The sequence below is a fragment of the Streptomyces sp. NPDC016677 genome (genome assembly GCF_055562815.1).
On sequence record NZ_JBVHEO010000007.1, the window covers coordinates 86680 to 99450 of the forward strand.

Below are 12771 nucleotides of genomic sequence, written 5' to 3' on the forward strand. Positions count from 1 at the left end.
CGCCCCCGCACGGGCTCCGCGGTGGTACACCGCGCTGCCGCCCTCGACTTCACGCCACTGACGGCGGGTGACCACACTGCTACTTTCCGTACGAATCCATCGACGGAGGAGGAACAGACATGTGTGCTGCATGGCAGCGGTACGAGCTGGCGCCGGCGGGCAGCGCCGACGCGGACACCCGTGTCGCGGCGGTGTCCCGCGTCCCCGGCAGCATGGAGGTCTGGTGGATCGGACCGAACGCGTCGGTCGAGGGCGCCTACTGGTACGACGGCCAGCCCTGGAACCGCTACCAGCTCGCCCCCGTCGCCGGCGCGCGGGTACGCGGTCTCACGGCGGTGTCCCGCATCGACGGCAGCATGGAGGTGTGGTGGATCGGAGCGAGCGGCTCGGTCGAGGGCGCCTACTGGTACGAGGGACAGCCCTGGACCCGCTACCAGCTCGCCCCCGACGGCAGCGCCAGAGTCAGTTCCGCCCTGGCGTCGGTCTCCCGCATCCCCGGCAGCATGGAGGTGTGGTGGGCCGGGCCGAACGGCTCGGTCGAAGGCGCGTACTGGTACGAGGGACAGCCCTGGAACCGCTACCAGCTCGCCCCCGACGGCAGCGCCGCCGTCAACGGAAGTCTCGCCGCCGTCTCCCGCGTCCCCGGCAGCATGGAGGTGTGGTGGACCGGCGGGAACGGGTCGGTCGAGGGCGCCTACTGGTACGACGGCCACCCCTGGAACCGCTACCAGCTCGCCCCGGACAACAGCGCGTCCGTCGTCGGAGGCATCACCGCGGTGTCCCGCGTCGACGGCAGCATGGAGGTGTGGTGGGCCGGGCCGAACGGCTCGGTCGAAGGCGCGTACTGGTACGAGGGACAGCCCTGGAACCGCTACCAGCTCGCTCCCGACGGCAGCGCCGACCGCGGGACGGCCCTCGCGTCGGTCTCCCGCATCCCCGGCAGCATGGAGCTGTGGTGGGCCGGGCTCAACGGCTCGGTCGAGGGAGCCTACTGGTACGAGGGACAGCCCTGGAACCGCTACCAGCTCGCCCCGGACAACACCGCCTCCGGCGACGGGTTCGCCGCGGTCTCCCGCATCCCGGGCAGCATGGAGGTCTGGTGGACCGGGCGGAACGAGGGGATCGGGGCCGCCTACTGGTACGAGTGACCGGCCGCCGCCGGCCGCGGGCGACCGGCCGCGTGACACGAGTGCCGTACGGGCCGCCCGACGGGGGGCGTCCCGCACGGCACCGGTGCGGCGGCGCCCGCTCAGGCCAGCTTCGCCGACAGGGTGATGGTCGTGCCGGTCAGGGCCTGGCTGACCGGGCAGTTCTTCTTGGCGTCCTCGGCGGCGGCGACGAACGCGTCGTTGTCCAGGCCCTCGACGGTGCCCTCCACGGTGAGGTGGATGCCGGTGATGCCCTCACCCGGCTGGAAGGTGACGTCGGCCGAGGTGACGAGCTTGGTGGGCGGGGTGCCGGCGCCGGTCAGGCCGTTGGACAGCGCCATGGAGAAGCAGGACGAGTGGGCGGCGGCGATCAGCTCCTCGGGGCTGGTCTTCCCGTTCGCCTGCTCGGCGCGGGACGGCCAGGACACCGGCTGCTCGCCGATGCCGGACGAGTCGAAGGTGACAACGCCGTTGCCCTCGAACAGGTTGCCTTCCCAAACGGTGTGTGCGGAGCGCGTGGTGGCCACGGCAGGTCCTTTCTCGGTTCGGACGGGTACGCCCCTATCCGATCACACCCGGGTTCAGCTCACGTGGAAGAGGGGCCCCTTGGGGGCGAACGGCAGCCGTGCGCCCCGGGGGATCAGATAGGCGTGCTCCCGGCGCACCCGCAGGGTGTCGCACCAGCCGTCGGTGATGATCAGTACCGGCGCGGTGGGCGGGAAGTCGTCGGCGCGGTGCAGCAGGTCGACGCCGGGCTGGAGCGCGGTGCCGCCCCGGCCGCGCACCCGGACCCGGTCGGCGATCTCGGTGACGGCCAGGTACCCGGCGTCGTGCGGCGCGGCGTCGCAGAACACGACCCGGGCGGCGGGGACGTCCCGGGCCTCGGCGTAGGAGGCGATGGCGCCGAGCGCCTTGCCGAGCAGGACGCGGTTCATGGAGCCGGAGGTGTCCAGGACGACGCCGAAGGTGCAGCGGGCGACCTCCTCGGGCGGGAAGTACCGTCCGGCGCGCGGGATGTCGGGGGTCGCCGCCTGCCGCCGCGAGGGACGCGCGTACGACCTGAGCGGCCGCGGGCTCGGCACGAACTCGTCGAACCAGCGGGCCAGCCGGGCGTCCCACGGCAGCGGCGGGTGGCTGAGCGCGCGGATCTCCTCGACGAGTCCCCCGGGCAGGAAGCCGCGCTCCTGGCCCTGGTGCAGGTCGAGGCCCTGGGTGAGGCCGCGCCGGTAGAACTCGTCGAGGTCGACGTGGTCGCGGGGCGGTCCGAGCGGGGCGCCGAGGACGTCGCAGGCGCCCTTGCCGCGCGGGGTGGCCAGACGGCGGGCGCGGCGCGGGTCGTCGACGATGCGGTCGTAGACCTCCTCGGCGGACAGGCCGGCCAGCGACGGGTCGTGCAGCAGCCCGTCGGGCATGGCGCCGACCCGCATCTCCTCCAGCCAGCCGTTGACGACGTAGTCGCAGGCGACGTTGAAGAGGAAGGGGTCCCGGGCACCGACGCGGTCGCCGTGGCGCAGGGCGGCGTGCAGCATCTCGTGGGCGAGGACGAACCGCCACTCCTCGTCGTCGAGCTGCCGCAGCGGGTTGACGTAGATCTCACCGGCCTCGGTGTCGACGGCGGCGACCGCGATGCCGTGGGCGCGGGTGAGTTCGGCGTCGGCGATCAGCTTGACGCCGGCCGCGATGCCGCCGAGCAGGGGGTAGGAGGAGACGAACCAGCTCAGCGCCTTCTCCCAGGGGCGGCGGGCGGGCGCCTCACCGTCCAGGGTGGCGCGCCGGCCGCCCGCCACGTCCATCGCGGCGGAGACGGTCCGGGTCAGCGCGGTGGCGAAGGCGAGCTGCCGGTCCGGGGGCGGCCCGAACCAGTCGTCCCAGCGCAGGAGCAGCAGGTCCGCCTCGGAGCCCGCGGTGCCGCAGCGCTCGTAGGCCGCGGGGAGTCCGTCGCGCCGCCAGAGCGTGGCGAGCCGCTCCTCGTCGCCGTCCGGGTAGCTCAGGGGCAGTTCCTGCGGGGCCCGGCCCACGGGGAAGGTCTGGAGGAACCGGTTGACGACGACGCAGCGCGCCGCGAGGTCGTACCGGTCGGGCTGGACGCGGGCGCCCTTGGCGGCGGGCACGTGGCCGAAGCCGAGGTGCAGGGCGGCGTGCGCGAGGGCCCACGCCCAGTCGGCGGGGTCGGCCATGCGGTCGGGGTGGGCGTGCAGGTCGCCGTCGGAGTCGACGCGGAGCAGCCCGTCGCGGGGCGCGAGGCCGCAGTCCGCTCGGCGGCAGACGGTGAACTCGACGGCGGCCAGCGCCGGGTTGGCCCGCACCAGGCCGAGCCCCTCGGCGAACGCCTCCCCCGCGAGATCCCGTTTCTTCTTCTTGGCGGGCGGCCGGCTCACCGGCGGGCCTCCACCAGGCGCGGCATGTCGCGGGCCGCCTCCACCAGGAACCAGGAGGGCAGGACGGGGTTGCCGTCGGCGTCGGAGGCGATGACGCTCTGGGCGACCTCGACCGATATCTCGGCGAGTTGCACCAGCAGCGACTTGGCGCGGTACGCGGTCTGCCGGCCGTCGGCCGACATGTGCTCCTTGTCGGCGGGGAGTTCCTTGACGAGCCGGCCGCGGAAGGAGTCGGCGAGGTAGTAGAGCAGGTCGCGGTCCTGGAGCCGGTGCGGCCAGCGGGCCTCGCCCTTGATGATCGCGTCGATGCCGAACCGGCTGCGGACGATCTTGACGTAGCCGCAGAAGGCGGTGGCGTGGGCGGGGGTGAGGGTGCCGTGGGCGAGGACCTTGAGGGTCTCCTCGTCCAGGTCCCGGCCGAAGGAGTGCAGGGCGTCGGAGAGCATGTGCCAGGAGCGCGGGGTGGAGAAGGGCTCCTCGGTCTTGGGCGGCTTGGACCACAGGTGGTCGGGCCGGTCGGTGAGGTGGTCGGTGATCCAGGGGTGGATGCCGTTCTCGCCCGCCCAGACCAGCCAGTCCTTCGGGGACGCCTCCAGGTGGACGTGGGTGAGCCGGTTGACCAGCGCGGAGGCGATCGGGCGGGCCAGGGCGTTGTCGGTGGCGCGGTTGCCGGCGCCGATGACGATCGAGCCCGCCGGCAGCTCGTAGTTCCCGATCCGGCGGTCCAGGATCAGCGAGTAGAACGCCTTCTGCACATCCGGGGTCGCCGCGTTCAGCTCGTCCAGGAAGAGGCAGTACGGCTCGTCGCGGGCGATCACCTCGGGCGGGCAGAACACCGACCGGCCGTCGCGGATCTGCGGTACGCCGATCAGGTCCTCCGGCGCGAGCTGGGTGCCGAGCAGGCTCACGCACTCCAGGCCGAGCGACTCGGCGAAGCTCCGCACCAGGGAGGACTTGCCGATCCCGGGCGCGCCCCAGAGGAACACCGGCCGCACCGTGGCCAGTCCGAGCAGCAGTTCCGGAAGGCGGGCGGGGGTGACGGTGACGGCGGGCTGCACGCGGGGGGCTCCTGGGGAGGGTCGGGGAGAAGGTCCGTCCCCAGTGTGGGCGCCCGGGGAGCCGGTCGCAGCCGATTTATCCCACGGCGGCCTTGCGGCGGCCCGCCATCACCGCGTACACCAGCACGCCCGCGAAGAGGAACAGCACGCCCTGGTAGACGGCCGCGTACCCGGCGCCGGCGACCAGCCACAGGGAGAAGGCCGCCGCCACCGCCGCGACCACGGCGTCCCGGACCAGCCGGGCCCGGTTCACCCGGTCGCGGCGGCCGGCGAGCAGGTGGAAGAGCTGGGCGGCGGTGGCCAGCAGGTAGGGGACGGTCGCGGTGAAGGTGGTGACCAGGACCAGGATCTCGAAGACCTGACCCGAGCCGGAGGCGTAGTTGTAGACGGTGAGCAGGGAGGCGAGGACGACGGTGATGCCGACGCCGACCGTGGGCACGCCGCGCCGCTTGCGGGCGAAGGCCGACGGGAACAGGCCGTCCTGGGCGGCGGCGTACGGGGTCTGGGCGCTGAGCAGCGTCCAGCCGTTGAGGCAGCCGGTCATGGAGACCAGCGCGGCCAGCGCGACGGCCCAGCCGCCCCAGGTGCCGCCGAACATGGCGTTCACGGCGTCGGAGAACGGCGCGGTGGAGCCGACGAGCCGGTCGTGGGCGACGGTGCCGAAGACCGACAGGGTGCCCAGCAGATAGACCAGGGCGGCGCCCGCGGTGCCGATCACGGTGGCGCGTCCGACGGTGCGCCGGGGGTCCTTGACCTCGCCGGCGCTGACGGCGGCGGACTCCACGCCGAGGTAGGAGAAGAGCAGGATCGCGGCGGAGGCGGAGACCGCGCCGACGGCGCCGCCGCCGCTCGCGTCGAACGGGCCGAGGTTGTCCGCGTCGAAGAAGAACAGCCCGCCGACGGCGACGAGCAGCAGCGGTACGAACTTCAGCACCGTCGCGACCAGTTGCACGGCGCCCACGTACCGGGTGCCGGCGAAGTTGGAGAGCGCGGGCAGCCACTGCAGGACGAGCGCGGCCAGGCAGGCGGTCCAGCGGTGGTCGTTCACCGGGACCAGCACGTCGAGGTAGCCGACGGCGGCGACGGCGAGGGCCGCGTTGGAGACCCAGGTGGTGATCCAGTACGCCCAGGCGGCGAGGAACCCGGCGAAGTCGCCGAACGCCTCGCGGGCGTAGACGTACGGGCCTCCGGTGCGCGGGTCGCGGGCGGCGAGCTTGCCGAAGACCAGGGCGAGGGCGATCGCGCCGACGGTCAGGACGCCGAAGGCGAGCAGGCTGACCGTGCCGAAGGGGGCGACGGATGCCGGGAGCAGGAAGATGCCGCCGCCGATGATGTTGCCCATGACCAGGGCGGTGGCGACGGGGAGGCCGAAGCGGCGGGTGTGCCGGTCGGGGTTCCGCTGCGGGGCCGGCGGGGGAACGGTCCCGGTGACGTGCATGGGGTGGTGCGCCTCTCTGGAAAATGCCGCCCGGGATCGCCGGGCCGCCGACCATGGTCGGACACGCCCGGGCGGCCCTCCAAATCAGGCGCTTTTGTCCTGTACGACCCCGTCCGGCACCGCAAAAGGTGCGTCTCCGTGCGCCCGGGACGGTGAATCGTCCAGATGCGCCCCGGACGGCGCATCGTTCAGCCGCACCTCGAACGGGGCCTCGTCCGGCCGCGCCCCGGACGGTGTGCCGTCCAGCGGTATCTGCGGCCCGTCGGACTCCCGCAGCCACCGGCGCAGTACGCGGTGGACGTGCTCGGCGCCGGCCAGTTCCGCCCCCTCGGCGACCGGCGGGGTCAGGGAGGTCGGGGAGAGCAGGAACGCCTGGGACTGGGCGCCGCCGAGCCCGCCGTGCGAGCCGATCTGCTCCTCGAAGGCGAGCACCTCGCCGTCGGCCGGGTCGAGGGAGGAGTTGACCATGATGTCGGCGGTGTGCGGGAAGGAGTGGGTGCGGCGTACGGCGTCGGCGGCGCCGGGCCCGAAGGGAGCGAGCGGGCCGGGATCCTCGTCGAGCCGGTCCAGGGGTATCTCCACGCCGCGCGCGCCGAGCACCAGCCCGTCGTGCTCGTCGCCCGCGTGGGCCGCGCTGCGGACCAGCAGGAAGCCGACGCCGGGGTGGTTGGCGAGGGTGGCCAGCAGCGCGGGGTGGCGGGCGTCGATCTCCTCCCGGCTCATGCGGTGGCCGACGTCCGGGAAGGAGACCAGGCCCAGGTTGCCGGAGGCGAGGACGAGCGGCTCGGAGCGGCGGCGCGAGGGGCGGTGCTGCTCGCCGCCCTCCTCGACCGGCCGGCCCATCGCCGCGCGCACGGTGTTGCGGGCCTCGGCGCCGCTGTGGGTGCGCCGCGCCTTGCGCGGCACGGGCAGCCCGCAGCCGGCCCGGACCAGGTCGGCGAGGGTGAGGCCGTAGCGGGCGCGGAAGGTCTCGCCGGGGCTCTGGCCGTGGTCGGACAGGACGACGACGCGGTACGGGCGCGGGGCGTGCTCGGCGGCCTTCTCGATCAGCGCGAGGGAGCGGTCGAGGCGGGCGAGGACCTTCTCGGCGTCCCGGCTGTGCGGTCCGGAGTGGTGGGCGACCTCGTCGTAGGCGACCAGGTCGGCGTAGACGGCGGTGCGGCCGGCGAGCATGTCGCCGATGACCGCGGCGACCACGACGTCCCGTTCGACGACGGTCGCGAAGGCGCGGACGAACGGGTAGAGGCCGCCGCGGGAGACGCGGGGGCGGACCTTGTGGACGCGGGCGCGCAGCGACTGGCCGATCTCGCGGGCCACCTCGGCGCCGAACGACAGGGCGGTGCGGACCGCGTTGGCGGGGTCGGAGAAGTAGGCGAAGTACCCGGCGCGGGAGCGGGTCTCCCGGCTGCGGCGGCGCACCGCGATGGACAGCACGAGGGCCTGTTCGTCGGCGCCGCCGCTGAACAGGTTGCCGCGGCTGGCCCCGTCGAAGGTGAGCAGCCCGCCGTCACCGGTGCGCTCGACGGCGCGGCGCTGGAGTTCGGCGGCGCTGGAGGGACGGTTGCAGACCATCACCTCGCGGGTGTCCTTCTCGTACCAGCGGAAGGCCGGGATGTCGTGGTTGCTGCCGTGCAGGATGCCGAGCTGGCTGGCGCCGGTCTGGCTGGACCAGTCGGTGCGCCAGGGGGTGAGCCGGTGGGTGCCGGGGGCGGTGCCGTCGCCGAGCCAGCGGGCGACGGTGGGCATGGTGCCCCGGTCCGCGGCGGCCTTCAGGACGTCGTGGCCGACGCCGTCCAGTTGCAGGAAGACGGTGCCGTGGCCGGTGGGACAGGGCGGGACGGTTCTGCGGCGGCGGTCGGCGAGGCGGTAGAGGCGGCGCCGGTAGGCGTCGTCGTCGCGGACGGCGAGGGCGCCGCCGGTGGCGGAGGCGACGGCCGACATCACGGCGGCGACGACGACCGCGGTCTCGGGACCGGCGGCGCCGTGCGCGGCGGGGTTGACGCGGAGCGCGACCAGCAGCAGCGCGCCGTTGAGGAAGAAGACCAGCAGGCCGAGGACGAGGGCCGGCACCAGCAGCAGCAGCCGTACCAGCAGCGGCCACACCAGCGCCGACAGCAGACCGAAGGCGCCGGCGCCGAACGCGGCGGTCACGGCGATCTGGGTCGCGCTGTCCCCGTCGGGGGACTGGAGCTGGAAGTCCGGCAGCAGGCCGGCGAGCACCAGCATGGTCACCGTGGAGACGGCCCACACCGTCACGCTCCGGCCGATCTGACTGGCGATCCGCCGCCAGCGCCCTCCGTTCACGGGTTCACGCTCCGCACACCTCACGTTCCGGTCCGCCGTCGGGCGCGGACCGCTCTCCAGCGTGTCACAGCGTCCGGGTACGGAATGATCCGGCCAGGGCCTCGGGGGCCGGGGGGCCGGACCGCTGGTCAGCGGCCGTCGTAGCCGGCCGTCGGCATGGACAGCCTGCGGTGCACGCACGCCTTCATCTGGGCGTCGTACGACGGTTCCGCGTGCCCGGCGGTCTCCACCCGCACCCCGCGCCGCGCGCACTGGGCGGTGAACTCCTCCACGGAGGCGAGCGCGCTCTCCAGCACCCGGCGGCTGGGCGCGACGAACAGGTCGTGTCCGGGCCGGACGCCGTCCCAGAGGACGTCGTGGTCCGGCCGCAGGCGGCTGACGAGCAGTTCCCGGGCGACGACGTACCCGTGCTCGGCGGCCCAGCGGGCGCACATGGCGTGCTGGCTGCGGGAGTCCACCAGGAACGGGTCGGCGTCCAGTTCCTCCAGCGGCGTCAGACTCGCGATCGCCGTGACTCTCACCGGTCCCATGGCGTCCCCCTCACCTCCGGTTTCGCCGCCGACACTACTCCTGGACGTAGGCTGCGGGGGAGTCGCGCGAAGGAGGCAAAGAGGTGCCGGTGGAGGTCACCTGGTGGGGTCATGCCACCTGCACGGTCCAGGACTCGGGCATACGTGTGCTCACCGACCCCCTGTTCGCCCGTCGCCTCGCCCACCTGCGACGGCGCCGGGGCGCGCTCCCCCCGCCCGAGGCCTGGCGGGCGGATGTGACGCTCGTCTCCCATCTGCACGCCGATCATCTCCATGTGCCGTCGCTCGCGCGGCTCGCGCCGGGTACGCGCCTGCTCGTTCCGCGAGGGGCGCCCCGCACGGTGCCGGGGCTGCGCCGGCTGACCCGTCTGTCGGTCACCGAGGTCGTGCCCGGCGACGAGGTCACCATCGGTGACCTGCGCATACGGGCGGTGCCCGCCTGGCACGACGGGCGGCGGCTGCCGCTGGGGCCGCGCCGCTCCCCCGCCCTCGGCTATGTCGTCGAGGGCGAGGGACGCACGTATTTCGCCGGGGACACCGGGCTGTTCGACGGCATGGCGGAGGCGGTCGGGCCGGTCGACGCGGCGCTGCTGCCGGTGGGCGGCTGGGGGCCGCATCTGGGCGAGGAGCACCTCGACGCGGGCCGGGCGGCCCAGGCGCTGGCCCGGCTGGCGCCGCGCAGCGCGGTGCCGGTGCACTACGGCACGTACTGGCCCATCGGGATGGACGCCGTGCGCCCCCATGAATTCCATGCGCCGGGAGATGAGTTCGTGCGCCTGGCCGCGCTGCACGCGCCGGGTGTGGCGGTGCACCGGCTCGGGCACGGCGAGAGCGTGCTGCTGGAGGCCGCCCGGTGACGTGGCTCGGATCGGCCGCGACGGTCGTCCCGACGGACGCCACCCAGCAGGCACTGGGTTATCCGTCGCTGTTCCTGCTGGTGCTGATCGGGGCGCTGGTCCCGGTGGTGCCGACGGGGGTGCTGGTCAGTTCGGCGGCGGTGGTCGCCTTCCACCAGACGGCGATGTCCCTGGGGCTGGTGTTCCTGACGGCGTCGCTGGCGGCGTTCCTCGGGGACGTCTCGCTGTACTGGCTGGGGCGGCGCGGCATGAAGTCGAAGAACGGCTCGCGGTGGCTGGAGGCGATCCGCTCGCGTGCTCCCGAGGACCGGCTCGCGCAGGCCCAGGAGAAGCTCGCCGAGCACGGGGTCGCGGTGCTGGTGCTGTCCCGGCTGGTGCCGGCGGGCCGCATCCCGGTGATGCTGGCCTGTCTGCTGGCCAAGTGGCCGACCCGCCGCTTCGTCCGCGGCAATCTGCCGGCCTGCCTGGCCTGGACGGTGACGTACCAGCTGATCGGCATCCTGGGCGGCTCCCTGTTCAAGGAGCCGTGGGAGGGCGTGGTCGCGGCGGTCGTGCTGACGGTGGTGATCAGCGCGGCGCCCAGCGTGTGGAAGCGGCTGCGGGGGCCGGCCAAGGCGTAGCGGCTCCGGGTCGTCCGGCCCTGGAGGGCTCGGCTACCCGGCCAGGACCCGGGAGGCGCCCACCGGCAGGTCCCACAGGTCCTCGCGGGGCAGACCGGCCCGCCGCCAGGCGGCGCGGACCCGGGTGAGGGGTTCGAGGACGGGCTCGGCGGACAGCACGAACGTGCCCCAGTGCATGGGGGCCATCCGGCGGGCGCCGAGGTCCTGGGCCGCCCTGACCGCCTCCTCCGGATCGCAGTGGACGTCGCTGAGCCACCAGCGGGGGTCGTAGGCGCCGATGGGGAGCAGGGCGAGGTCGATGCCGGGGTAGCGGCGGCCGATGCGGGAGAACCAGTGGCCGTACCCCGTGTCGCCGGCGAAGTACGTCCGCCGGCCGTCGGGGGCGGTGAGCACCCAGCCGCCCCACAGGCTGCGGCAGGTGTCGGTGAGGGTGCGCTTGGACCAGTGGTGGGCCGGTACGAAGTCGAAGCGGACGCCCTTCAGTTCGGCCGCCTCCCACCAGTCCAGCTCGGTGACGACGGTGAACTTGCGGCGGTGGAACCAGCGGCCGAGCCCGGCCGGCACGAACACCGGGGTGTCGCGCGGCAGCCGGCGCAGGGTCGGCGCGTCCAGGTGGTCGTAGTGGTTGTGGCTGATGACGACGGCGTCGACGGGCGGCAGCGCGTCCCAGGGGACGCCGACGGGGGTGATCCGGGCGGGCGTGCCGAGGATGCGGCGGGACCACACCGGGTCGGTGAGGACGGTGAGCCCGCCGACGCGCACGATCCAGCTGGCGTGCCCGGCCCAGGTGACGGCGAGGTCGTGGGCGCCGACGCGGGGCAGCGGGCCGGGGTCGACCGGCAGCCGGGGGATGTCGGCGAGCCCCTCCCGGCCGGGTCTGACGGCGCCCTCGCGGGCGAACCGGGCGGTGGCCCTCAGGCCGGGCAGCGGGGCGGTCAGCCGGTCGTGGAAGGCGCGCGGCCACACCCGGCGCTCGGCCAGGGGGCGGGGGGCGGCGAGCGGCGGGAAGGGGGCGGGGCCGGGCGTCGTGGCCGCGGGGGCGGCGGGCTCCCGGGTGGGCGTGCCCGTGGCCGGCTCGGACTGCTGCGTCATCGGGAGTGCTCCCATCGCCGATCGTCGTGGAGATCGTCGAACACCGACTTCAGATCGTTCAACACACGGTGCACCTGGGGCAGTTCCAGCGGATCGGGGCCGGTGAGGCACTCGGCGGGCCACTCGTCCGCGGCGCCCGGCGGGGGGCCGGTGGACAGCCGTACGCGCAGGGCGGCGAGGCCGTCGCCGAAGCGGTGGCCGCCGGGGACGGGCCGGCCGAGCCGTGCGGTGAGGTGGTCCTCCAGTTCCTGGGCGTCGCCGACGCCGCGCCCGGCCAGCGCGAGGCGCAGCGGGCCGAGGTCGGCGTACAGGTGCCGGCCGGCGCGCGGGGGCAGGGACAGGGCGCCCGCGCCGGTCACGACGGCGTGTGCGGCGGCGGCCACGCGCGCGTGCAGGCGGACGGCGGCCGACCGGTGGGCGACGACCGGCTCGGGCTCGGTGAGGGCGTACCCGGCGGTGACCGCGACCGGGGCGGCGACGCGGGCGCCGAGCGCGGTGAGCACGTCGAGCACGCGCGCGTGCAGGCGGTTTCCGGCGGCGGTGGCGGGCAGGCGGGCGACGGCGGCGGGCCAGCCGGGCGGGAGCAGCGCGCCGGCCAGGTCGGTGACGACGGTGACGTGCTCGGGGAGCATCTCGGCGGGGCTGATCAGCACGGTGTCGTGCGGGTCGTGCAGGGTGTCGCGCCAGGTCTCGTCGCTGACCAGGTGCAGGCCCTCGCCGACGGCGGCCTCGACGGTCTCGTGCAGCACCTCGGGCGGGGCGACGGTGCCGGTGGGGTCGTCGGCGACGGACAGCACCAGCAGCCGCGGGTCACCGCCCTCGGCCCGGACCCGGCGCACGGTCTCCAGCAGGGCGTACGGATCGGGTACGCCGCCGCACTCGGCCGGCGTGGCGACGTGGAAGACGGGCCGGCCCAGCAGCCGCGCGTACGGCGCCCACCAGGCGGCGCAGGGGCGCGGCACCAGGACGTCGCCGCCGAGCGCGGCGGTCAGCGCCAGCAGCAGCGGCGGGGCGCCGGGGGCGGCGACCACGTCGACCGGCCCGGTGGGCAGACCGCGCCGGTCCCAGTGGCCGGCGGCCGCGTCCAGCAGGGCGGGGGCGCCGCCGACCGGGTCCTGGCCGGTGCGGTCCGCGGCGGCGGCGAGGACGGCGGACAGTTCGGCCGGTACGGGCAGGCCGTCGTCGGGCAGCGGCGGCCCGAACCGGACGGGGCCGTGTCCTTCCGGGACCGTCCGCCGCATGGGCACCTCCGCCAGTCAGTTCCACTGCCGCCCCGTCGCCGGGGCGGGGTGGCCCGCTCGTGTCGTGCTCTGAGTACCCAGCGCACCGGCCGGCCATGGCCCCGG

Annotated in this window: 11 protein-coding genes; 3 read left to right on the forward strand and 8 right to left on the reverse strand. The window is 74.8% G+C overall.

Going from position 1 to position 12771, the window contains the following annotated elements:
- Window positions 1-119 precede the first annotated feature (119 nt).
- Window positions 120-1148 carry a PLL family lectin gene (locus tag ACZ3IG_RS20560; protein WP_467433804.1) on the forward strand — a complete coding sequence of 343 codons (1029 nt, stop codon included), beginning with the start codon at window positions 120-122 and terminating at the stop codon, window positions 1146-1148.
- Window positions 1149-1249: 101 nt separating this feature from the next.
- Here ACZ3IG_RS20560 and ACZ3IG_RS20565 read toward each other — a convergent pair whose 3' ends face one another.
- The 6 genes from ACZ3IG_RS20565 to ACZ3IG_RS20590 all read right to left on the reverse strand — a co-directional run bounded on the left by ACZ3IG_RS20565 (window position 1250) and on the right by ACZ3IG_RS20590 (window position 8856).
- On the reverse strand, window positions 1250-1675 hold the full coding sequence (locus ACZ3IG_RS20565; protein WP_403542742.1) for an OsmC family protein: 426 nt from the start codon (window positions 1673-1675) through the stop codon (window positions 1250-1252).
- 54 nt (window positions 1676-1729) lie between these two features.
- Window positions 1730-3526 carry a vWA domain-containing protein gene (locus ACZ3IG_RS20570; protein WP_467433805.1) on the reverse strand — a complete coding sequence of 599 codons (1797 nt, stop codon included), beginning with the start codon at window positions 3524-3526 and terminating at the stop codon, window positions 1730-1732.
- Complete coding sequence (locus tag ACZ3IG_RS20575; RefSeq protein ID WP_467433806.1) at window positions 3523-4584, reverse strand: ATP-binding protein; 1062 nt, start codon at window positions 4582-4584, stop codon at window positions 3523-3525. Before ACZ3IG_RS20575 ends, ACZ3IG_RS20570 begins: the two co-directional genes overlap by 4 nt.
- Window positions 4585-4660: 76 nt before the next feature.
- On the reverse strand, window positions 4661-6022 hold the full coding sequence (locus ACZ3IG_RS20580) for an amino acid permease (RefSeq protein WP_467433808.1): 1362 nt from the start codon (window positions 6020-6022) through the stop codon (window positions 4661-4663).
- 84 nt (window positions 6023-6106) lie between these two features.
- The gene (locus ACZ3IG_RS20585; protein WP_467433809.1) at window positions 6107-8326 is read right to left on the reverse strand and encodes an alkaline phosphatase family protein; all 2220 of its coding nucleotides are present in this window, start codon (window positions 8324-8326) and stop codon (window positions 6107-6109) included.
- 128 nt (window positions 8327-8454) lie between these two features.
- Window positions 8455-8856, reverse strand: coding sequence for a hypothetical protein (locus ACZ3IG_RS20590; RefSeq protein WP_467433810.1), 402 nt, complete (start codon window positions 8854-8856; stop codon window positions 8455-8457).
- 83 nt (window positions 8857-8939) lie between these two features.
- Here ACZ3IG_RS20590 and ACZ3IG_RS20595 point away from each other — a divergent pair, with 83 nt between their 5' ends.
- Complete coding sequence (locus tag ACZ3IG_RS20595; protein ID WP_467433811.1) at window positions 8940-9713, forward strand: MBL fold metallo-hydrolase; 774 nt, start codon at window positions 8940-8942, stop codon at window positions 9711-9713.
- Window positions 9710-10333, forward strand: coding sequence for a DedA family protein (locus tag ACZ3IG_RS20600; protein WP_467433813.1), 624 nt, complete (start codon window positions 9710-9712; stop codon window positions 10331-10333). The genes ACZ3IG_RS20595 and ACZ3IG_RS20600 overlap by 4 nt, the downstream gene beginning before the upstream one ends.
- Before the next feature lie 33 nt (window positions 10334-10366).
- On the opposite strand, the gene ACZ3IG_RS20605 is transcribed toward ACZ3IG_RS20600, so the two are convergent.
- The gene (locus tag ACZ3IG_RS20605; protein ID WP_467433814.1) at window positions 10367-11425 is read right to left on the reverse strand and encodes an MBL fold metallo-hydrolase; all 1059 of its coding nucleotides are present in this window, start codon (window positions 11423-11425) and stop codon (window positions 10367-10369) included.
- A complete protein-coding gene (locus tag ACZ3IG_RS20610) occupies window positions 11422-12666 on the reverse strand; it encodes an aminotransferase class I/II-fold pyridoxal phosphate-dependent enzyme (RefSeq protein ID WP_467433815.1) in 1245 nt (414 codons plus the stop codon). Before ACZ3IG_RS20610 ends, ACZ3IG_RS20605 begins: the two co-directional genes overlap by 4 nt.
- Window positions 12667-12771 lie beyond the last annotated feature (105 nt).